Annotated in this window: 17 protein-coding genes; 11 read left to right on the forward strand and 6 right to left on the reverse strand. The window is 64.1% G+C overall.

The features are described from left to right. The first annotated feature begins 166 nt into the window (after positions 1–166). Positions 167–2,770: a preprotein translocase subunit SecA gene (secA, locus tag QKE30_RS08760; RefSeq protein ID WP_347934612.1), complete on the forward strand. Its 2,604-nt coding sequence runs from the start codon at positions 167–169 to the stop codon at positions 2,768–2,770. A gap of 3 nt (positions 2,771–2,773) precedes the next feature. Here the strand turns inward: secA and QKE30_RS08765 are convergent, their stop codons facing one another. Next, a complete protein-coding gene (locus tag QKE30_RS08765; RefSeq protein ID WP_049049834.1) occupies positions 2,774–3,274 on the reverse strand; it encodes an Rv3235 family protein in 501 nt (166 codons plus the stop codon). Positions 3,275–3,410: 136 nt separating this feature from the next. Between QKE30_RS08765 and QKE30_RS08770 the strand changes: the two genes are divergently transcribed. Together QKE30_RS08770 and QKE30_RS08775 are read left to right on the forward strand one after the other, a co-directional pair. Continuing rightward, a complete protein-coding gene (locus QKE30_RS08770) occupies positions 3,411–3,821 on the forward strand; it encodes an HAD-IA family hydrolase (protein WP_347934613.1) in 411 nt (136 codons plus the stop codon). 3 nt (positions 3,822–3,824) lie between these two features. Continuing rightward, entirely contained in the window at positions 3,825–4,331 is a 507-nt protein-coding gene (locus QKE30_RS08775) for a hypothetical protein (RefSeq protein WP_347934614.1), read from the forward strand. Positions 4,332–4,339: 8 nt separating this feature from the next. Here QKE30_RS08775 and rsgA read toward each other — a convergent pair whose 3' ends face one another. Together rsgA and aroA are read right to left on the reverse strand one after the other, a co-directional pair. Continuing rightward, positions 4,340–5,347, reverse strand: coding sequence for a ribosome small subunit-dependent GTPase A (rsgA, locus tag QKE30_RS08780; RefSeq protein ID WP_347934615.1), 1,008 nt, complete (start codon positions 5,345–5,347; stop codon positions 4,340–4,342). Beyond that, a complete protein-coding gene (gene aroA, locus QKE30_RS08785; protein ID WP_347934616.1) occupies positions 5,348–6,637 on the reverse strand; it encodes a 3-phosphoshikimate 1-carboxyvinyltransferase in 1,290 nt (429 codons plus the stop codon). A gap of 60 nt (positions 6,638–6,697) precedes the next feature. On the opposite strand from aroA, the gene QKE30_RS08790 reads away from it, so the two are divergent. The 3 genes from QKE30_RS08790 to rsrA are packed head-to-tail and all read left to right on the forward strand — an operon-like array spanning position 6,698 to position 8,263. Continuing rightward, a complete protein-coding gene (locus QKE30_RS08790; protein ID WP_347934617.1) occupies positions 6,698–7,330 on the forward strand; it encodes an SOS response-associated peptidase in 633 nt (210 codons plus the stop codon). 33 nt (positions 7,331–7,363) lie between these two features. After that, positions 7,364–7,993, forward strand: a complete 630-nt coding sequence (locus QKE30_RS08795; RefSeq protein ID WP_239199398.1) for a sigma-70 family RNA polymerase sigma factor — start codon at positions 7,364–7,366, stop codon at positions 7,991–7,993. Positions 7,994–7,999: 6 nt separating this feature from the next. Further along, positions 8,000–8,263, forward strand: a complete 264-nt coding sequence (rsrA, locus tag QKE30_RS08800; RefSeq protein WP_347934618.1) for a mycothiol system anti-sigma-R factor — start codon at positions 8,000–8,002, stop codon at positions 8,261–8,263. Between the two features lie 252 nt (positions 8,264–8,515). Here rsrA and QKE30_RS08805 read toward each other — a convergent pair whose 3' ends face one another. The 3 genes from QKE30_RS08805 to QKE30_RS08815 form a co-directional block, all read right to left on the reverse strand. Next, the gene (locus tag QKE30_RS08805; protein ID WP_005293852.1) at positions 8,516–8,782 is read right to left on the reverse strand and encodes a WhiB family transcriptional regulator; all 267 of its coding nucleotides are present in this window, start codon (positions 8,780–8,782) and stop codon (positions 8,516–8,518) included. A 378-nt stretch (positions 8,783–9,160) separates the two neighbouring features. Next, on the reverse strand, positions 9,161–10,462 hold the full coding sequence (locus tag QKE30_RS08810) for a hypothetical protein (RefSeq protein WP_347934619.1): 1,302 nt from the start codon (positions 10,460–10,462) through the stop codon (positions 9,161–9,163). After that, positions 10,459–11,808, reverse strand: a complete 1,350-nt coding sequence (locus QKE30_RS08815) for a DEAD/DEAH box helicase (RefSeq protein WP_347934631.1) — start codon at positions 11,806–11,808, stop codon at positions 10,459–10,461. Before QKE30_RS08815 ends, QKE30_RS08810 begins: the two co-directional genes overlap by 4 nt. Before the next feature lie 98 nt (positions 11,809–11,906). On the opposite strand from QKE30_RS08815, the gene QKE30_RS08820 reads away from it, so the two are divergent. The 5 genes from QKE30_RS08820 (at position 11,907) to QKE30_RS08840 (ending at position 21,133) form a co-directional block, all read left to right on the forward strand. Further along, complete coding sequence (locus QKE30_RS08820; protein WP_347934620.1) at positions 11,907–12,152, forward strand: DUF3107 domain-containing protein; 246 nt, start codon at positions 11,907–11,909, stop codon at positions 12,150–12,152. Positions 12,153–12,171: 19 nt separating this feature from the next. Then, complete coding sequence (locus QKE30_RS08825; RefSeq protein ID WP_347934621.1) at positions 12,172–13,125, forward strand: DUF3152 domain-containing protein; 954 nt, start codon at positions 12,172–12,174, stop codon at positions 13,123–13,125. Between the two features lie 8 nt (positions 13,126–13,133). After that, positions 13,134–14,033 carry a TIGR02569 family protein gene (locus QKE30_RS08830; RefSeq protein ID WP_347934622.1) on the forward strand — a complete coding sequence of 300 codons (900 nt, stop codon included), beginning with the start codon at positions 13,134–13,136 and terminating at the stop codon, positions 14,031–14,033. A gap of 92 nt (positions 14,034–14,125) precedes the next feature. After that, positions 14,126–17,512 (forward strand): ATP-dependent DNA helicase, encoded by a 3,387-nt coding sequence (locus tag QKE30_RS08835; protein WP_347934623.1) that lies wholly within the window; start codon positions 14,126–14,128, stop codon positions 17,510–17,512. After that, a complete protein-coding gene (locus QKE30_RS08840) occupies positions 17,513–21,133 on the forward strand; it encodes a UvrD-helicase domain-containing protein (RefSeq protein WP_347934624.1) in 3,621 nt (1,206 codons plus the stop codon). The last annotated feature ends 4 nt before the right edge of the window (positions 21,134–21,137 follow it).

Here is a 21,137-nt window from a genome sequence, read left to right on the forward strand (position 1 = left end):
TCTTCAACCCATCAGTCGGCTCCCGCGACTAACCCGTGGGGGCCGGCTTTTTATGCCCGGACTTGCCGGGTGTAGTTGCCCCCGGCCTTGGGGGTGGGGGTAGGATTATCCGAAGCCGACAAATTAGCTAACCAGTATTAGAAATCGAGCAAAGGACAGCATCAGCGTGCTAGGACTTTCGAAAATCCTCCGTATGGGCGAAGGCCGTGCGGTTAAGCGTCTCGCGAAAATCGCCGACCAGGTGATGGACCTCGATGAGGAATACACCAAACTCACCGACGAGGAACTTCAGGCCAAGACCGACGAGCTGAAGAAGCGAGTTCAGGAAGACGGCGAGAGCCTGGACGACATCCTGCTCGAGGCTTTCGCCACCGCGCGTGAGGCCTCCTGGCGTGTGCTCGGCCAGAAGCACTACAAGGTGCAGATCATGGGTGGTGCTGGCCTTCACTTCGGCTACGTCTCCGAGATGAAGACCGGTGAGGGTAAGACCCTGACCTGTGTGCTGCCCGCATACCTCAACGCGCTGTCCGGCAAGGGCGTGCACGTCGTTACCGTGAACGACTACCTGGCTAAGCGTGACGCCGAGTGGATGGGCCGTGTGCACCGCTTCCTGGGGCTCAGCACCGACGTGATCCTGAGCGGCAAGAACCCCGCCGAGCGCCGTGAGGCCTACAACGCCGACATCACCTACGGCACGAACAACGAGTTCGGCTTCGACTACCTGCGCGATAACATGGCGCACTCCCTGAACGATCTGGTGCAGCGCGGCCACAACTACGCCATCGTGGATGAGGTCGACTCGATCCTCATCGACGAGGCCCGTACCCCGCTGATCATCTCCGGTCCGGTCGAGGGGTCCAGCAAGTGGTTCACCGCCTTCGCGGCAATCGCCCCGAAGCTGACCCGTGACATCCACTACGAAGTGGACGAGCGGAAGAAGACTGTGGGTGTCAAGGAAGAGGGCGTGGAGTTCGTCGAGGACCAGCTGGGCATCGAGAACCTCTACGCTCCGGAGCACTCGCAGCTGGTGAGCTACCTGAACAACTCCATCAAGGCGAAGGAGCTGTTCACCCGCGACAAGGATTACATCGTCCGCAACGGCGAGGTCGTCATCGTCGACGAGTTCACCGGCCGCATCCTGGACGGTCGTCGCTACAACGAGGGCATCCACCAGGCGATCGAGGCGAAGGAACACGTCGAGATCAAGAACGAGAACCAGACACTGGCCACCGTCACACTGCAGAACTACTTCCGCCTGTACGACAAGCTGGCCGGCATGACCGGTACGGCGGAGACCGAGGCCGCCGAGCTGAAGTCCACCTACAAGCTGGACGTCGCCGCGATCCCGACGAACAAGGAAAATAAGCGTAAGGATAACGTCGACCTGATCTACAAGACGCAGGAGGCGAAGTTCGAGGCCGTGGCTGAGGACATCGCAGAGCGCGTGGAGGTCGGCCAGCCGGTGCTGGTGGGTACCACCTCCGTGGAGCGTTCCGAGTACCTGTCCAAGCTGCTGCAGCGCCGCGGCATCAAGCACAATGTGCTGAACGCGAAGTACCATGAGAAGGAAGCGGAGATCGTCGCCCAGGCAGGTCGCCTGGGAGCCGTCACCGTGGCTACCAACATGGCTGGCCGCGGTACCGACATCGTGCTGGGCGGTAACCCGGACATCATCGCCGACATCAACTTGCGCGAGCGCGGCCTGGATCCGGTGGAGACACCGGAGGAGTACGAAGCGGCCTGGAACGACGAGATCGAGAAGGTCCGCGAGGAGTCCAAGGAAGAGGCGGAGAAGGTCCGCGAGGTCGGTGGCCTGTACGTGCTGGGCACGGAGCGTCACGAATCCCGCCGCATTGACAACCAGCTGCGTGGCCGTTCCGCGCGTCAGGGCGACCCGGGCGAGACCCGCTTCTACCTGTCCATGCGCGACGACCTAATGGTGCGCTTCGTCGGCCAGACCATGGAGGCGATGATGACTCGCCTGAACATCCCGGACGACGAGGCCATCGACTCGAAGATGGTCACCAACGCCATCAAGGGTGCACAGTCCCAGGTGGAGTCCGCCAACTTCGAGATGCGCAAGAACGTGCTCAAGTACGACGAAGTCATGAACGAGCAGCGCAAGGTGATCTACGGCGAGCGCCGCCAGATCCTCGAGGGTGAGGATGTGGAGAAGCAGATCCGCAACATGCTGAAGGACACCATCGAGGCATACGTCGACGGCGCGACCGCCGAGGGCTATGTCGAGGACTGGGACCTGGATACCCTGTGGAACGCGCTGGATTCCCTCTACGGCCCGACCTTTACCCACGAGGAACTGGTGGAAGGCGACGATTACGGCCGCCCGGGCGAGCTGAGTTCTTCGCAGCTGCTGGACGCGCTGCTCGATGACGCTAACCGCGAGTACGACGAGCTGGAGGAAAAGGTCACGGAGATCGCCGGCGAGGAGCAGATGCGCGGCATGGAGCGCGCGGCCCTGCTGAACGTCGTGGACCAGAAGTGGCGCGAGCACCTCTACGAGATGGACTACCTGAAGGAGGGCATCGGCCTGCGTGCGATGGCGCAGCGTGATCCTCTGGTGGAGTACCAGCGCGAGGGTGGCGACATGTTTAACCGCATGAAGGACGGCATCAAGGAAGAGACCGTCCGCCAGCTGTTCCTGGTGCGCAACCAGCTGAAGCAGGCCGGCCAGGTGCACGTTGATGACCCGGCGGCGGGTAACGAGGGCGTGGCCGTGGACCGCGCCACGCAGACCACCATGGGTGGCTAAGAGCTAGATCAAGCTGAGGCTATCGATCGCCCAGACCTTGACCCCGCGCCGTGCGGAGCTGTGCAGTTGATGCAGCTCCGCGCGGCGCTTTTGCGTGTGCTGCGACATGCTGCCCGCAATCGCCCGCACCCGATCGCCCATTTGCACCGATGCGCAAAAGCGAACACAGTCGCCCGCGCTGGGCTGGATGTGCAGGCTTATTATTGACGCCCCCTTCTCCACCCGCCCACTCGTCGGTTCCGGCCGCACGTGCCGGCGGACGCGCAGTTGCTCTAGCACCCGTTCGCCGAAGGGCGCGCGGCGCAAATGATCGATCGGACGGCGCCCCTCCAAAGCCTCCAGCCACATTTTTACGATCTGCGCGATGCGCTGGGGCGGTGGGGTGTTGGCGTCCCGAAAAGAATCAGTGACCTCCTCCTCGGTGACCTGCACCGCGACGGCCGGGGTGGGTGGGCGCAGGAACACGAAGTCCGGAAGTGGGCGCGTGGAAGTTGAAGTGGTCACGAAAGAAAATCCCCCTGTTGTTCATGCCAGTGATGCCGTACGGTGCGTTCCCCCGAAGGCGCCATACGGGCATAACTATAGCGAAGTGCGCGCCCCGCGGGGCGCCGGAGGGCGAAAAGATGGCAGAATATAGGGCATGCGTGGACTAGTAGTTGATTATTGCGGAGTGTTGGACGGCGCCGAGGAAGACCGCAGGCGGTGGCGCAAGCTGCTGTCGGCGGCGCGAGCGGAGGGCATTGCCACGGCGATTCTTTCCAACGACCCGGGCGGGGCGGGCGCGGCCCCCATCCGTACGTGGCTGGAGGGCGGCTACGTGGATGCCGTGGTGCTGTCCGGCGAGGTGGGCGCGGAGAAGCCCTCGGAGGAGATCTTCCGCATTACCGCCGACCGCCTGGACCTGCCGCAGCAGGATCTGGTGCTGGTGGACGACAACATCCTGAACATCCGCGGCGCCGTGGATGCCGGCCTGATTGGCATTTACTTCCAGCAGTTCGACCGCGCGGTGGTGGAGATCACCGGCGTGTTTGAGCTGGAGGGGGAGTTTTAAACCATGCTGGTGTACATTCCCGCGACCTTTGACATGCTGGGCACCCTCGCGGAGCAGGGGGAACACCCGGTGCGCTCTGCGGTTGGCTTTGCTCTGACCCCGGCGGTGCGGGAGTTCTACACCGGCGGCGACGAGGAGGAGCTGGCGTACACGGCCTTCCTGGATGCCGCACGGGCCTCGCTGCGCCTGCTCAGCGCGGGCGGGGAGGAGCGCTTCCCGCACCGGCGCGTGGTGATCAGCGCGGAGATCGACGACTCTGCGGTGTCGCTGGCGCCGGCCGACGGTGAGTCCGTGGTGCGGCTGGACCCGGCCGTTGTGAAGGTGCAGCAGTTGTTGGCGATCCATGTTGATGACGCCGACGCGGAGGCCGCCACGGCGAAGGCGATCGAGTGCATAGACGCAGCTGACTTGGGGGATGAGGACGCGGAGTTCGCGCTGGGGGACTGCGAAGACAACCTGATGAGCTGGTACGACGCGAAGGAGCTGCCGTTCCTGGTGGATTTGATGTAGCGGGTTAGCTACATTTCCCACTCGTTGTTGCTACGCAGGGCCTCCAGCAGGCGGCGGATCGCGGTGACGCGCCGGGCGGACGCGCCGGTGAGGGTATCCAGGGCGCACTCCGGGTCGGCGGGCGGACCCATGTGGGTGCAGCCGCGGGGGCAGTCTTCGGTGACTTCGCGGAGGTCTTCGAAGACGTCCACAACGGTGTCCGGGTCGACGTGTGCGAGCCCCAGGCTGCGGATGCCAGGGGTGTCGATGATCCAGCCGCCCGCGGGCAACTGGAGCGCGACGGACTGGGTGGAGGTGTGGCGGCCCTTGCCCACCCCGCTGACTTCCCCGGTGGCGCGTTCTGCGTCGGGGATGAGGCGGTTAAACAGGGTGGATTTGCCCACCCCGGAGTGGCCGACGAGGGCGCTGACCTTGCCGGTGATGTGCTCGCTGAGTTCGTCCAGGGAGTCGCTGACGCCGGTGGTGAGGACCTCTACGTCGAGATCGCGGAACTCGGCGGCGAAGGCACTGGGGTCGGCGAGGTCGGATTTGGTGAGGCAGACCAGCGGGGTGAGGCCGCCGACGAAGGCGGCGATGAGGGCGCGCTCCACGAAGCCGGTGCGCGGCGGCGGGGCGGCCACAGCGCTGACGATCAGCAGGTAGTCCGCATTGGCCACGACGATCCGTTCGAAAGAGTCCGTGTCATCCGCAGTGCGGCGCAGAATGGAGGTGCGGTCCTCGAGCCGCACGATGCGCGCTAGGGTGTCCTTCTTGCCGGAGGTATCGCCGACCACACCGACGTGGTCACCGACGACCACGTTGGTGCGTCCCATCTCGCGGGCACGCATGCAGGTGACGAGGGTGCCGTCTTCGTCCAACACCACGCCCCAGCGGCCGCGGTCCTTGGAGACGACCATGCCCCGCTTGGCGTTTCTATGGCTCGGCCGATCCTTCGTCCGTGGGCGGGAGCCCTTGCCGGGGCGGACGCGGACATCGGATTCGTCCCAGTGATGGGCGTTGCTGTGCCTTCGCCCCATCTAGCGTTCCTGGCCCAGCAGCTGCGCCCAGCGGCGGCGGAAGCCGGGGAGGGTCTTGGCGGTGGTGTCCACGTCCGAGACCTCGATGCCTTCGACGCGGAGTCCCAGGATCGCGCCGGCGGTGGCCATGCGGTGATCGGCGTAGGACTCCCAGCGACCGCCCTCCAGGGCGGCTGGGTGGATGATCAGCCCGTCGGCGGTCTGCTCGACGTTGCCGCCGAGGGCGTTGATGTTATCCGCCAGTGCCTGCAGGCGGTCGGTCTCGTGCCCGCGCAGGTGCGCGATTCCGTAGAGGTGGCTGGGACCGTCGGCCAGGGCTGCCAGGGCGGCGACGGTGGGGCTGAGCTCCCCAATATCGTGCATGTCCCAGGTGATCCCGTTGACGCGGCCGGTGCCGGAGACAACTAGATCGCCGTGGTGGACGTCCAGCTCCGCCTCCGCCCCCATGTCCAGCAGGATCTGGCGGAACTGGTCGCCCGGCTGGTTGGTGGTGGCGGGCCAGTTCTGGATGCGCACGGTGCCGCCGGTGAGCACGCCCGCGGCCATGAACGGCGTGGCGTTCGACAGGTCCGGCTCCACGTGCCACTGGCGGCCGCTGATCGGGCCGGGGTGGACGGTCCATCGGTTGAAGGAGGTTTCCACGTCCACCCCGGCCTCGCGCAGCATCTGCACCGTCATCTCGACGTGGGGCTGGCTGGGCAGGGAGTTGCCCTCGTGGATAACGGTGACGCCCTCGGTAAAGCGGGCACCGGCCAGCAGCAGGCCACTGACGAACTGGGACGACTGGGAGGCATCGATGGTGATCTCCCCGCCCTGGATCTCCCCGGAACCCTCCACGAAGAAGGGCAGTCCTTCCGGGTTGCACTCGGTGCTGGTGTTCACGGTGGCGCCGAGGGCACGCAGGGAGTTCAGGGTGGTGGACATCGGACGGCGGCGGGCCTCCACGTCACCGTCGAAGGCAACCGTGCCGGTGGCCAGGGCAGCGATCGGCGGGACGAAGCGCATCACGGTGCCAGCCAGGCCACAATCCACCTGACCGCCGTGCAGCTTCTCCGCCGGGGTGACGTACATCTGGTCGTTCTTCAACAGGATCTGGGTTCCTATGGAACGCAGAGCCGACATCATCAGCTCCGTATCGCGACTGACAAGACCGCCGGTGATGGTGGAAGGCGCATCCGCCAGCGCGGCTAGGATCAGTGCACGGTTTGTAATGGATTTCGAGCCGGGGATAGCCACGGTGGCCTGTACGGGCTCGGTGGCGACCGGAGCCGGCCAGAGTTGTTCAGACATACCCATATTGTCTCACTTTTTCGCTGGAAAAGAAGTGCGGGGTGGGCATAATGGGCGAGTATGTGTGGCCGATACGTTTTGTTCAGCTCCTTAGAAGAGCTTTCGGGTGACCTGCAACGACGGCTGGGAGCCCCGCGCATACCCCGCGCCGGGGCCGGGGAGTGGCCCGCCAACTACAACGTGGCGCCCACCACCGAGGTGCCCATCGTGCGGGAGTTTAGAAGCGAGGCCGCGGTCGGCCCCGCACGCTGGGGCTACCCGCCGAAGACGGTGTTCAACGCGCGGGGAGAGACCGCATTCTCCAAGCCCTTGTTCGCCGGCTCCCTGCCATGCGCCTTTCCGATGGACGGCTGGTACGAGTGGACGGTCGGGGAGGATAGCAAGAAGCAACCCTGGTTCACCACCGCCACCGACGGCCACCCCCTGTACGCCGCCGGGCTGTGCAAGGCCGTGGAAGGCAAGCTCTACGGCACCATCATTACCGTCGCGGCCCTGCCGGAACTCGAATGGCTGCACAGCCGCATGCCCAGGATCCTGGTGGGCGACGAGCTAGGTGCTTGGCTGAAGGGCGCAGGGGCGGAGCTGGTGGCGTCACCAAACAAGGCAACAGAAGTACACAGCAGGAAGGCGGACAGGAAGGTCGGGTCCGTGGCGAACAACTTCCCGGAACTGGTGGGAATGAACCGGCGATAGAATTGCGTTGGAAGAAAGGTGAGAGGTGAGCGAATGAAACGCAGCGATGACACTGCAGACGAGCTGCTGCAAAGATTCGAGGCTGATGCGCTGCCCCTGCTGGATCAGCTCTACGGTGCGGCGTTGCGGATGACGCGCAACCCGGCCGACGCGCAGGATCTGGTGCAGGATGCGTACATGAAGGCCTACCAGGCGTTCGGTTCCTTCAAGGAAGGCACGAACCTAAAGGCGTGGATGTACCGAATCCTGACGAACACGTACATCAACAGCTACCGCAAGGCGCAGCGCCGCCCGACGGAGTCCAGCGCTGACGAGATGACCGACTGGCAACTGGCCGAAACGGCGAAGCACGACTCCGTGGGGCTCGAATCCGCCGAGGTGGAGGCGCTAAAGAACATCCCGGATAAGCGCATCCAGGATGCCCTGATGAGCCTGGGCGAGGACTACCGCATGGTCGTGTACTACGCGGACGTGGAGGGGCTGGCATACAAGGAGATCGCCGAGATTATGGACACTCCCATCGGCACCGTGATGTCGCGGCTGCACCGCGGGCGCAAGCAGCTGCGCAGCAAGCTGAAGGACGTGGCGGCGGAGCACGGGATCGTGACGGAGGCAGCACAAAACAAGACGGCTCATAACAAGCTGACGGAAGCGAAGGGATAAGAGCACATGTGCAAAGACAATTCGCGAAAGACGGACTGCGACGACCTGCTGGATGCCCTGTACGAGGTGGCTGATGGTGACGCCGACTGTGAGAGCCGCGAACGTTTGCGTGCTCACGCCGACGCTTGCCCGGAGTGCCTGCGGCAGCTAGGACTCGAGCAGCAAGTGCGCGACCTGCTACGGAGCTGTTGTAGCCAGCCCGCCCCGGTGGAGCTGCGGGCGCGGATCTGCACGCAGTTGCGGGTGATTAGCTACCGGGTGGAAGAGTAGCTCGCAGAGGAGTAGCGGGCAAAGCAAAAGGCCGACGGGCACCGTTTTCTGCGGTGCTCCTGCCGGCCTTTTGAGTTACGGCTTAAGAGTTCGGACGCTTGCCGTGGTTAGCCTTCTTCTTGCGACGATCCTTGCGCTTGCGGCCACGCTTGCTCATTGTGCAGCTCCTTGGTGTTTAAGGGGACAGTTTCAACCTGTTCAGCTTAGCGGGGGCGCGTAGCTGGACAAAATAGCTGAACAAAAGGATGGGATTTAAACGGTGATGCGCTTGCGGGTACGAGTGCGGCCACGGTTGGTGCGGCGCTTCAGTGCGCGGCGCTCGTCCTCGGCCATGCCGCCCCACACGCCGGCATCCTGGCCGGACTCGATGGCCCAGTTCAGGCACTGGGAAGCAACGGGGCAGCGGTTGCAGACCAGCTTGGCCTTGGCGATCTGAGCCAGGGCGGGGCCGGAGTTTCCTACAGGGAAGAACAGCTCGGGGTCTTCTTCACGGCAAACAGCTTTGTGGCGCCAATCCATTATTGTATTTCCCTTCTATTTTTTCGGACAAAGGATGTCCGAAGGTGCGTCGTTTTGGTTCTTTGCAGTCGGTGTGGGCACTTTGGCCGGTGATCGAAGTTGGGCTCGACGAATTGACCTAGAGAATCTCTAGGTAAATTCAGGCAAAAGTGGTGGTGGCGAAGTGGCGTGCAGACCTGTGTGTAGAGGGGGTCGCGGCGGCTTTTCGCCTTGCGATTAAGACCTTGTTGGTTTGTTGTTAACCTTTTGGCCTCTTATCGGTTACTTGGATGATTTTGGCACGTTATTGCCGGTTTGGCTAGAGCTTTTTCTCAAATTGTGACGAATATCACAAGAGAATGATTTGGTATGCCAGGGGAAAGCGGTTAAGGGATAGCGTTACCCAGCGCTCGCATTGCCCAGCGCTACGACGGACTCGCCGCGCTTTTCCACCAGCACCTCACCCGCCAGCTTGAGCGTCACTTGCCCGGTGTAGCCCTTGCGATCCACCGGGATGGTGCGCAGAACCTTGCCGTTATCCCAGTCCACCACTGCAATCCCCTTAGCGGTGGGAACCAGCAGCCGCCCGCCCATAGGAGCGGCGGGGCCGATAGCGCCGTTAACTTGGAACGCAGGCTCCATGGTTGACGGGGTGAACGTAACCACTCGGGCGCCATCAAACCAGCTCATCAGGTGCGCCGAATCCGCCGTCTGGGAGCGGAACAGCTTGCCATCCCGCTGCTGCGGATCCAGTAGCGGGGCGGGGTCGGCGGGGAACTGCTGGAAGTCGCCTTCCTTATCCAGCACCTGGAAGCGCGAGCCTTCGTTATCGTTCCCGTCCTTCGCGCGGGTGCCGTTGCCGGGGGCGTAGATCACCACCCGGTCTAGCCCCACGCCCACCAGTTCGCTGTCCGCGGGGACTTCGTACTCGTGGTACTTTTCCGGGGCATCCGAGTCCTCCGGGTTCGTCTTAAGCAGCCGGATCAGTTTCTTTTCGCTATCGGGGCACGTCTGCGCCGTAACCAGCAGGTCCCTGCGCGTCAGAGCGGAGGTAAAGGTGCACTCGGTATAGGCCTGCTTGTTCGGCTTCACTGCCGTCAGCTTGTCGCCGACCTCCACGCGCCGCACTGCGTCCGAGCGCAGTAGTTCCGTGCGCGTGGGGGAGAGCATCCCGATGTTGTCCCGGCTCTGGAACAACTCCACGTGGTCTGCGGCCAGCATGTCGCGGGTGTGACGGTATTCGCCGGTCCCGCTATCCAGTGCCACTACCTGCCCGCACCCCTTGGATCCCTGCAGGAAGAGGTTCATCTTTCCCCAGTTCGCCGCCACGGCGCACAGGTCGTGGGGTGCCTTATAGTGCCAGACCTCGGTACCATCGTCGCCCCGTACCATCGTGGCCTTGTTGCCGGAGGTTAGAACGACCCCACCCTGATCTACCACCAGGTCGGCGGAGTCCGTCCTCGCATCCCACAGCTCGCGCAGATGCTCTGGAATCGGCCGGTCGCCTTTGGCGGAGTCGGAAGAGGCGAGGGTCTTGTCCTCGGCCTCGATCGGGTGATCGGCGACCCGATGGTCCACCTCGCGGGCGTCGGAATCCAGCCACGTGATCCCGCCGAGGGCAAGCAGCCCGCAAGCCAACGCAGCTGCGACGATGTGGTCACCGCGACGGGCGCGCTCGGGGGAGGGGATGCGCCGGCTCATGGGCGCGGCCTCCTGCGGGACTTTTTCACCTTCAGAGCTGCACCTTTCACGCCGCGCGGTGCCCCCACCCGGTCGCCAACATCGCCGGGAAGGTCGAACTCAGCCAGAAATTCCGCGCTGGAAGAGAACCACTGCGGTGGGTCCTGTAAGTCCAGACCCAGGGCGTCGCTGATGGCGTTCCACCGCGCGACCTCGTCCCAGCCGATGAGGCTCACCGCCGTGCCCGTGTTGCCCGCGCGCCCCGTACGGCCGATGCGGTGAACATAGGTGCGCTCGTCGTTCGGGACCTGGTAATTGATCACGTGCGTGACATCCTCGATGTCGATACCGCGCGCCGCCACGTCGGTGGCCACCATCACGTCCACCTCGTTGCGGCGGAACTCGTCTAGGGATTCCTCGCGGTCCTTCTGGCGCATGTCCCCGTGCACTGCGCCTACGCGGAAGCCCAGCTTGGCAAGCTCCTCGGCCACGCCCGCCGCCTGCCGCTTCGTGCGGGCAAAAACGATGCTGCGGCCTCTCCCGGGGGATTGCAGAATACGGGCGAGTGCGGAGAGCCTATCGAGCTTGTGGGACTGGAACACCACCTGTTTCGTCGATTCGTGGGTTGCCTCCGTCGCCGCGCTATCCGCCTGAACCAGCACCGGGTGCCGCATAAACGTCCTAGTCAGTGCCGCAATCGGGCCTGGTATGGTGGCGGAAAACAGCATCGTCTGCCGCAGTGGGCTGGTTTGCGTGATGATGTCGCGCACATCGTCCAGGAACCCCTGATCCAGCATCTCGTCCGCCTCGTCCAACACGACGATCTCGACCGTCTGCAACTGCAAATACCCCTGTTTCGCCAGGTCCAGCAGCCGTCCCGGAGTACCGACGACCACGTCCACGCCGCGCTCCAGGGCCGCCGTCTGCGCGTCGAAGCCCACGCCGCCGTACACCGCCTGTACCTGCAGGGCACGGGTCTTGCTCTTCTTTCTTTGGGACGCCCCCTCGGCCCCCACCGGCACACGCAAGTTGCGGGCGGCCAGGGTCAGGTCGTCGGTGACTTGCAGGCACAACTCTCGGGTAGGCACCACGATCAAGGCGCGCGGGGTGCCGTCCGGGGCGGTGACGGTGGCGTCATCAAAAACCCGATCGAGAACAGGAATGCCGAAACCCAAAGTCTTGCCCATACCAGTGCGCGCCTGGCCGATAACGTCGGAGCCCTTCAGCGCGATGGGCAGGGTGTATTCCTGGATGGCGAAGGCGCGCGTAATGTTGGCCGTGGCCAGAGCCTCCGTGATTTCCGCGGCCACGCCGAGCGAGCTGAAGGTTGGGCGGGAGGCAGAGGATCCAGAAGACCTAGAGGGCATCAGCACCTGCAGCACCTGCCTTCCTTGCTCGACCTGATAGCTATGATGGTCACAATACTGCACGTGAGTATAGAACGAACATGAAGGAAGGGTTTCCCATGCAGATCAAGGTCGGATTCGTACACAACGCCCGCGAGCTGGCTATCGCCATCGACATCAAGAGCGAGCAGGCCAAGTCCCAGGACGAGTACGTGGCAGAGATCGAGAACTTCCTGCGTTCCGGCGAGAATGAGACGCTGACCATTGAAGGCGCCAAGGGGGCGCGCTACGTGCTGGTACGTGGACAGATCGCTTACGTAGAGGTCGGCGCAGAGGCCAAGAACTCTGTCGGTTTCGTAAGCTAGGGAGGCTGCGACTAGCTGTATGAGTAGCGGCAGTAACGTGGAGCGCCACCCCATCCCGCCGGCGCGGAAGTCTGCGCCGGAAGTGCCGGGCGCAGATATAAGGCAGCCCGAGCGCGGGCGGTTTAGCTTCCGTGGAGTAATACTGATTACTGTCGCATTTGTGCTGGTTACCCTCCTGGTTATGTACAGCATTTTGAATGGTCTGGGCGACGAGGAAGATACGCAGGCCACCGGCGAGGTCGCAGTTACGACCAGCGACGACGGCGGCACGGCCGGCGCCGAACACGGCGATTACGAGGGGCTGAAGTTCGGTTCCCTGCCCCCGGGCGGCAAGTACACGAAGGAGGGCAGCGGGAAGTTCCGCACCGCCGGCGAGCCCGGCAAGACCTTCGGCAAGGGGAAGAAGAAGTTCACCTACGTCGTGGAGGTCGAGACGACGCTGAAGTCCTCGGCCTACGGCGGTGACGATGCGTTTGCCGCGATGGTGGACGCCACCCTGGCCAACCCGAAGTCGTGGGTGGGCGATCCGCAGTATTCCTTCCAGCACGTGGACGAAAAGAAGCTGCCGAAGGGGAAGAAGCCGGATATGCGGATTCAGCTGACCTCGCCGGAGACCACCGCCGCGACCTGTGGCGATAGCTATGGCATTGAGACCAGCTGCAACTTCCCGGGCGAGGGGCGGGTGGTGCTCAACGAGGCGCGCTGGGTGCGCGGCGCCATCCCGTTCGAGGGCGATCTGGGCGCGTACCGGCAGTACATGATTAACCACGAGGTCGGCCACGGCATCGGGCACAAAGCCCACGTGCCGTGTTCCAAGGATGGCGCGCTAGCGCCGATCATGATGCAACAAACCATCAGCCTGAACAACGCCGAGATCTATAAAATCAACCCAGACAAGGCCTTCAAGGACAATCCGAACACCTGCAAGGCAAACCCGTGGGTGTTCCCGTTTGGGTACAAGAACAGCAAATAAGCGAGCGCATGATCAACGAAGATTCTCACAGCGACTTCAATTCCCCGCCGCCGGCGCACATCCTGGCCAGCTTCCAGGTGCCCTCGGCGCACCCGGTGCTGCTGGAACAGGAGTGGAGCCAGGGGTGGCGCTGCGACCGGGCGGTGATCTCCCGGGCGGATGAGCCGGCGCGGGCGGCGTGGATTGCCAAGATCATGTCGAAGGTGCGCCCGGCGGGGGTCTCCATGTCGCGACCCATCTTTTCCTCCGACGGGCGCTTTAGCGTGTCCGGTTGGCGGGCGCGCACTTTCATGTCCGGCCACCAGTCGCCGCGCTTCGACGAGATGGTGGCGGCCGCCTTGCGCCTGAACGAGGCACTGCGTGGCGAAAAGAAGCCGACGTTCCTGGCGCCGCCTGTAGCAGGGGAGAAGTGGAACGAACACGACCTGTTTGCCGCGGCGGACCAGGCCGCGTTCGCCGAGGATCCGGCGCAATGGGTCACCCCGGTGCTGGCGCCCGAGAGCGTGCCGCGAGAGGACGCTGCCGCCGCCCTGGTGAAGGCCGCAAGCCTTGCCGAGCTGCGCGAACCGATCGTGGAGGACGACCAGCTGGTGCACGGGGACATCGCCGGCTGCACCATCTTCGACGGCACTGCCGACCCCATCGTCACGGATCTTTACCCAGCGTGGCACCCGGCGGCCTGGAGCGTCGCGCTGCTGATCGTGGACACGATGGCCTGGGGCAACGCGCCGGATGCCCTGCTGGATCGTTGGGCGCATTTGCCCGACTTCACGCAGCTGGTGCTGCGGGCGGCGATGTACCGGCTGTTCTTGCATGCCATGCTGCCGAACTCCCAGCCGGAATCGTGGGAGGGGCTGGCGCGCGTGGCCGACGTTGTGGCCGCCTGGGTAGCGAAGCGGGAAGGCTAGTCGCCGTCCGTAATCGAGGTCCTCGCCCATAATCGAACACGAAATAGGTATTCGCCGGGAGGTTGTCCGGGGCACATGACAGACTTAGAGCCATGGACCACGGCAGCCTAAAGAACCCTCACAGCAACCCACCCCTAAACCCTAACCACGACCTCGAAAAACGCCTCGGCGCCAGCGGGAAACCCAAGGTTCGGCTGGGGCAGCCCACGGATGCGATCCAGCCGTCGGAGTTATTCGATGGACTTGCCGGTGCCCTGGTCGAGGGCTCGGCGCAGGTGGATTATTCGCGGCCGTATGCGATCCTCGGCGGGCCGGGCACGGGTAAGACGTCGCTGCTGATCTCCGCGGCGCGGGACTTTCTGCTACAGGGGGGATCGGCTTCCGAAATAATGTTCTTCGCACCGTCTAAGGAGGCGGCGACGGCCGTGCGCGCGGCGTTGTACCAGCGCATGGCCGGGGAGGGTGACTACGCAGCCTCGGGTACGTTCGTGCGTTCGGTGCACTCGTGGGCCTTTGCGTTCTACCGCAGTGTGCAGACTCTGCGCGGGCAAAAGCAGCCACGGTTGATTACGGGTGCGGAACATGACATGCAGATCCGCGAGATTCTGCGGGGCACTGAGGAGGACGGCAACCGGTACTGGCCCGCTAACGTTGTCCCCGCGCTGAGCTACGCGGGCTTTGCCCAGCAGCTGCGCGACCTGCTGCTGCGTGCCACCGAGCGTGGTCTATCAGCCCAGCAGCTGCAGCAGCTAGGGGTCGAACACAACCGCCCGATGTGGGAGGCTGCGGGGCAGTTCCAGGAGGAATACCAGCAGGTCCAGCGCTTGAGCCGCTCGGAGAGCCTGAACGCTTCCGAGCTGCTGCACGCGACCCTGGCCGCCTTTGAGAAGCCGGAGGGCGAGCAGCTGGTCGAGCGGCAGCGGGAGAAGGTGAAGCTGCTGCTGGTCGACGATGCGCACAACCTGGACCCGGCCTCCGCCCGGCTGATCGAGAGCTTCATGGTGCCGGGGACCCGGACCCTCATCGCAGGCGATCCGGACCAGTGCGTGTTCCACTTCCGCGGTGCGGACGAGGCCTTCCTGGACTCCTACTCGCAGGACCCGGACCACCGGGTGGTTTTGAGTGCTTCTTATCGTTTGACGCCACCTGCGGCCCAGTCCGTGAACGCCCTCCGTAGGCACTTGGGCGCGCAGCCGAGCCGCGTGGAGCTGCGCTCTGCCGGTTTCGGTGCCGATGCTCATTCGAGCGCAGCGGAAGGAACAGGTCGAGGCTTCATAGATTCCGAGCCTGTGCAGGTGACGATCACGCCGACGGAGACCGCGGAGCGACTGAAGATTGTGGATGTGGTGCGGCGCGCGCACATCGAACAGCAGGTGGCTTGGGACGACATCGCCGTGATCGTGCGCGGGACCGGCAGCATCGCGCGGGTGCGCAGGACGCTGATGGCCTACGGCGTGCCCGTGAAGGTGGACCCGACCTCCGTGGTGCTGGCGGAACAACCCCTGGTGCGGATGCTGCTGCTGGCTGCAGAAGCGAGCTACCGGGATCTCACTGTCGCGGAGATGCACAGTGTGCTGGAAGGCAGCGTGGGCGGCGCGGATCCGGTAATGGTGCGCCGCGTACACCGCGCGGTGGCGCTGGCCATCCGCTCCGCGCAGATGGCCGGGCAGTCGCTGCGAGCCCACGAGGACGGCAGGCCCTTCCAGGCCGCGGACTACGTCACGGAGCTGCTGAACCACCCCGACGATCCGGACAATCAGTGGATTCTTGGCCACTGCGGACCCCGCGAGCAGGAGGTCATCCAACGTGTGTCCACGGTCTTGGAGGCCGGGCGGCAGGCTTGGAAGAACCGCCAGGGCACGGAGATGGTGCTGTGGAAAATCTGGCAGGCCACCAAGCTGGACATGCACCTGCGTGCGCAAGCGCTGAAGGGTGGATCGCTCGGCGCGCAGGCCGACGCGGACCTAGACGCGGTGATGAGCCTGTTCGATATTCTGGGCGACTTCGCAGAGCGCAACCCGCACGCACAGATGGAGAGCTTCGTAGAGAACCTCCGCGCCCAGAAGGTGCCCACCGGAGGGCGCGACCAGCGCGGCGTGCGTGCCGGGGCCGTGGAAATCCTTCCGGCTCACGCGGCTGCGGGGCGCCAGTGGAAGGTGGTGGCCATCGCCGGAGTTCAGGAGGGCGAGTGGCCGACCGGCCCGACCGTCGGCGGGCTTTTCGGCCAACTGGAGCTGGTGGACCTGCTGGACCGGGGGATCGACCCGAGCGTGCCGGTGGCGCGTATCAACGATGCCATCGAGGAGGAGCGCAGGCTTTTCCTGCTGGCACTCAGCCGCGCATCCGACAGTGTGCACGTGACCTGCGTGCGGAACTCCGGCGATGAGGCGCTGGTGCCCTCAAGGTTCATCGCCGAGATGGGTGTGGAGCCCACGGAACTGGCTACAACCGACGAGGCGGAAGCTGCAGCGGGGAGCAAGGTCTCTGGCTCCGGGGCGGGCTCCTTGCCGCGCGTACTGGCCATCGAATCGTTGCTGGCGGAGCTGCGCGATGCCGTCACCGCCCCTAACCGCCCCGGCCACGAACGGCGTGCGGCAGCACGGAACCTGGCCAAGATGGCGCAGGCCGGGGTGCACGGTGCAGCTCCCGAAGATTGGTGGGGCATGGCGGAGCCCTCCACGGACGCGCGTGTGCTGGCCGGGGATAAGATCCGATTGAGCCCTTCCAAGCTGGAGAGCTGGAGCACCTGCGCGTTGCGTACCTTCCTGGACAGCAACGGAGGGGTGAGCGAATCCACCGAGCCGATGCGCGTGGGCATCTTCATTCACGCTATCGCCGAGCAAATTGTGCAGGGCATGGATCTCGACGAGGCGCAGCTGGCCGTCCGCGAAATCCTTCCGCACGTGCTGGACGGACCAGCGTGGAAGGACGCGCACACGGTGGCGCGCTGGGAAAAGGGCGTCAAAAAGCTACACGACTTCATTACCGGCTACAGCGACCAAGAGCTCGAGACCGAGCGAACGCTACGGGCGCGCGTCGGACAGACTGCCGACGGGGTTGAGGTGACGCTGAGTGGGCGCGCCGACCTGCTGGTGACGAACCCGGAGGACGGGCTGACACAGGTGATCGACTTCAAGACCGGCAAAAACGCTGTTTCGAAAAAAACTGCGGCGGAAAGTCCGCAGCTGAGCGCGTACCAGTTCCTACTCACGCTCACCGAGCGCCCAGGTGGTAATGGGCAAAAGTACCGCCCCGGGGGCGCAGAGTTGGTGTACCCGGGGACTTCGGCCAAGACGATTACTGAAAGAAACCAGGCGGAGCTGACGAAAGAACAACTGAGCGGAGTACACGACCAACTTATGGAGATTGCGCCGGTGACAGCGGGGCCGACATACCTGGCCACGCTGAATGACGGCTGTAGGTATTGCGCCTTCAAGGCGATCTGCCCCGCACAGGACGAAGGGAACCAGGTGATTTAAATGGATAGCAACCGACACATCTTCAGCCCTCAGGAGCTATCCCAGCTGATGGAGCAGAAGTTCGCCCCGACTGACGAGCAAGCGGAGGTTATCCAGGCCGGGCCATTCGGCAACTTCCTGGTCGTTGCCGGCGCAGGTGCGGGCAAGACCGAAACCATGGCGGCGCGTGCCGTGTGGATGGTGGCCAACGGCTACGCTCGGCCCGAGCAGATCCTGGGTCTGACCTTTACCCGTAAGGCCGCGGCCGAGCTGGGAGAGCGCATCCGCCAACGCCTGCAGACACTGGCGGGAAGCGCCTTCATGGACCAACTGCCAGCAGACGATCCGCGGCGCGAGGTGCTAAAGAACATTGCGCCGGCGGTGGCGACCTACGACTCCTACGCAGGGGATATTGTCCGTGAATACGGTCTGCTGATCCCCTCAGAGCCAGCCGCCCGGCTCATTACCGCTGCCGAACGGTGGATGGTCGTCCGCGACGTGGTGTACAACTCTGACAGCTCTTTAAGCGCTCAACGGACCGTCCCCAACGTGATTGCGGACGTGTGCGCTCTATCGGACGAGATGGATAACCACCTGGTCGGCATCGAGGAGGTCGAGCAGGAAAACATGGCAGCGATGAAGCTGCTGGAAGAGCTGCCCAAGGGAGCGCGAAGCAGGAAGGAATTCACCGACGACAACACCAAATTCCTGGAAGCCCAGCAGTATCGCACCGAGCTGCTGAAGCTGGTGCGGAAATTTCGCGAGACTCTGCAGGAGCGCGATCTGCTGACCTTCGGGCAGCAGATGAGCAAGGCAGCGGAGCTCGTGCGCGATCACGAGATGGTGGGGCAGGACCAGCGGCGCCGCTTCCGCGTGGTGATGCTGGACGAATACCAGGACACCGGCCATGCCCAACGGGTCATGCTGCGTTCGCTATTTGGCGGCGGGCGCGCGGGCGAAGGGAACTTCTCCGCGATGGCGGTGGGCGACCCCATGCAGTCGATCTACCAATTCCGTGGAGCCACGGCCTCCAACCTGGAGAAATTCCGCACCGACTTTCCCGACGCGGCCGGGAAGCCGGCCGGAAAGCTGCAGCTGCTGACCTCCTGGCGCAACCCCACCATGGTGTTGGACATGGCCAACAAAGTCTCTACATGGTCCATGGAACGCAGCACCGAAAGCACCGGGCGCCTGGTCTCCGAACTACGCCCGCGACCCGGTGCGGCAGCGGGGGAGGCGGCAGTGGCGTTCTTCGACGAGCGGGAGCAGGAACTCGACTGGCTGGCCGACAAGCTGCAGGCCCAATGGCAGGCTTACCAACGGAAACTGGAGACGGCGGACGACCCGGCGAAGGTCAAGCCATTCTCCGCAGCGGTGCTAGTGACCGTAAACGCCGATGCAGTGCCGATCTACGAAAAACTAGTGGAACGCGGGGTGCCCGCGGACATGACAGCAGGGCCGGGGCTACTGAACATTCCCGAGGTCGCGGACGTGTTCGCAACACTGCGAGTACTGGTGGATCCGACCGATGACGTGGCACTGCTGCGGCTCTTGACGGGCCCGCGTTGGAACATCGGAGCCGCCGACCTTGCAGTTCTTACGCGCCGGGCGGAGCAGATCGCCCAACGCGGAGCTGAGGAAGCGGGCGCCATCGACGACGCTGCAATGGAACGGCAGCGTCAGGAAAGCATCGAACTACTCCGCACCCCTGGAGTGCGCGACGAGCTGATCGAGGCAGTGCTAGAGGCCATCCCGAACGCCACGGAGTTCTCCGTGGGACTGATCGATGCGCTCGCCGACCTGACCGACGCCGAGGAGATGGGCATGTCGGTCGAGGGAGCCCAGCGGCTAGCGCAGCTCGGCCGAGAGCTTGGATACCTGCGCCGCCACAGCCTGGGTAAGAACCTGCCGGACCTGCTGGCGGACATCGAAAAGATGCTGGGAGTCCGCACGGAAGTCCTCACCCGCTGGCACCGCCGCCCCGAACAGGCGATCGGCACCAGCCACCTGGATAAATTCGCGCAGATTGTGCGGGACGTTTCCCGCACCGGAACCGCCACCCCTAAGGCATTGGTGGAGTACCTGCTAGCAGCTCAATCGGAAGAAGACGGGCTGGACCCGGGCGAGGTGCAGCGCAAGGACAACACCGTCCAGATTCTCACCGTTCACAAGGCAAAGGGGCTGGAGTGGGACATCGTCGCCGTGCCGCATGCCTCGCGTGAACGCTACGGGGATTATTCCCAGCCACGATCCGAGGATGCGTGGAGCACCAAGGCACAAGTGCTGCCGAGCAGCCTGCGCGGCGATGCCGGAGACGGCCCGGGGGCATACCCGACGCTATTAACCGACGAGGCGGAAGACCGGGTCGGTCATACCAAGGCGTACAAAGAGTTCAACAAGCAGGTCAGCCGCTTCCGCGCCAAGGAGAACGATCGACTGTTTTATGTGGCCATCACCCGATCCGAACGGGTGTTGTACGTCAGCGGATCGGCCTTTAAAGCGTCTGCGAACCGAGGCAACGACCCATCAATTTGCCTTGCTCTGCTGCATGAGCACCTCCAGCAGAGTGGCGCAACGGACAGCGTGGGGCACTGGTCCGAAATGGGCAAGTACTACAAGGACCTGGATAAGATGCTGGACGATCCGGACGGCCTGCCTATTGAAGATAAACAGATGCTGCCCGACCCAGAGATCAACGGCAAGCGCTTGGACTTTGAGGAGGCGCGCAAAGAACGAGATGCTGCCGCAGCCACCGGCGCCGTCTGGCCGTCCCCTGCCTCAGCCATTGCGAGCCCCGGCGTGGCCGAAGGTGCAAAGCAGGTGCGCAAGGAAATCGAGGCTACGTACGCAGCACACGCGCAACACGCACAGGACCAGCCCGAGCCAGGCGTCGCTGCGAGCGAAGCGCCCACCACCCTCGCCGAGGCCTGGGACCTCGAGACGAACCTGCTACTCGAGGAGTTCTCGGCAATGGATAATGCCGAGCTGGTGGTTCCGCTGAACGTTCGCATGACTGCCACCGAAGCCGTGAGCCTACGCAAGGATGACCAGGAGTTCGCCCTGCGCGCCCGCCGACCCATTCCGCTGGAGCCGAAGCCCTATGCCAAGCGCGGCACTGCTTTCCACAACTGGGTGGAGGAACGATACAAGCAGGTCAGCCTGCTGGACGAAGATCAGCTCCCCGGCGCCTCCGATGCAACCCTGGAAGACCCGTATCTCGAAACGCTCAAGGAGGCCTTCCTGCGCTCCGAGTGGGCCGACCGCCAGCCCGAGAGCGTGGAAGGGGCGTACTCCGTCACTATCGGCGGCCACGTGTTCGAAGGCCGAATCGACGCGGTCTTCCACGACGGAACCGATCCCACCGCCGGATGGATCGTTGTGGACTGGAAGACCGGACGCAAACCTACCGGCGCGGATATGGATGCAGCCGCCATGCAGCTGGCCGTCTACAGGCTCGCCTGGGCGAAATTGCTCAGCGCGAAACTGGGGGTGGATGTGCCCGCCGAGAACGTCCGGGCTGCGTTCCACTATGTCGCGGCAAATGAAACCTATGAACCGCGTACACTACTGTCTGCAGACGAGCTCGAAGGGATGCTTGGGGGCGTCACTACAAAGACCAACCAAGACAACAACGAGCAGTGACGAG

Source organism: Corynebacterium sp. c24Ua_83, from assembly GCF_039907245.1.
In the GTDB taxonomy this organism is placed as follows: Bacteria; Actinomycetota; Actinomycetes; order Mycobacteriales; family Mycobacteriaceae; genus Corynebacterium.

What these genes read in the sequence shown, in the direction of transcription:
- QKE30_RS08770 (WP_347934613.1), top strand. Translation starts at nt 3,411, where the DNA reads ATGCGTGGACTAGTAGTTGATTATTGCGGAGTGTTGGACGGCGCCGAG.
- QKE30_RS08775 (WP_347934614.1), top strand. Translation starts at nt 3,825, where the DNA reads ATGCTGGTGTACATTCCCGCGACCTTTGACATGCTGGGCACCCTCGCG.
- rsgA (WP_347934615.1), bottom strand. Translation starts at nt 5,347, where the DNA reads ATGGGGCGAAGGCACAGCAACGCCCATCACTGGGACGAATCCGATGTC.
- aroA (WP_347934616.1), bottom strand. Translation starts at nt 6,637, where the DNA reads ATGTCTGAACAACTCTGGCCGGCTCCGGTCGCCACCGAGCCCGTACAG.
- QKE30_RS08790 (WP_347934617.1), top strand. Translation starts at nt 6,698, where the DNA reads ATGTGTGGCCGATACGTTTTGTTCAGCTCCTTAGAAGAGCTTTCGGGT.
- QKE30_RS08795 (WP_239199398.1), top strand. Translation starts at nt 7,364, where the DNA reads ATGAAACGCAGCGATGACACTGCAGACGAGCTGCTGCAAAGATTCGAG.
- rsrA (WP_347934618.1), top strand. Translation starts at nt 8,000, where the DNA reads ATGTGCAAAGACAATTCGCGAAAGACGGACTGCGACGACCTGCTGGAT.
- QKE30_RS08805 (WP_005293852.1), bottom strand. Translation starts at nt 8,782, where the DNA reads ATGGATTGGCGCCACAAAGCTGTTTGCCGTGAAGAAGACCCCGAGCTG.
- QKE30_RS08810 (WP_347934619.1), bottom strand. Translation starts at nt 10,462, where the DNA reads ATGAGCCGGCGCATCCCCTCCCCCGAGCGCGCCCGTCGCGGTGACCAC.
- QKE30_RS08815 (WP_347934631.1), bottom strand. Translation starts at nt 11,808, where the DNA reads ATGCCCTCTAGGTCTTCTGGATCCTCTGCCTCCCGCCCAACCTTCAGC.
- QKE30_RS08820 (WP_347934620.1), top strand. Translation starts at nt 11,907, where the DNA reads ATGCAGATCAAGGTCGGATTCGTACACAACGCCCGCGAGCTGGCTATC.
- QKE30_RS08825 (WP_347934621.1), top strand. Translation starts at nt 12,172, where the DNA reads ATGAGTAGCGGCAGTAACGTGGAGCGCCACCCCATCCCGCCGGCGCGG.
- QKE30_RS08830 (WP_347934622.1), top strand. Translation starts at nt 13,134, where the DNA reads ATGATCAACGAAGATTCTCACAGCGACTTCAATTCCCCGCCGCCGGCG.
- QKE30_RS08835 (WP_347934623.1), top strand. Translation starts at nt 14,126, where the DNA reads ATGGACCACGGCAGCCTAAAGAACCCTCACAGCAACCCACCCCTAAAC.
- QKE30_RS08840 (WP_347934624.1), top strand. Translation starts at nt 17,513, where the DNA reads ATGGATAGCAACCGACACATCTTCAGCCCTCAGGAGCTATCCCAGCTG.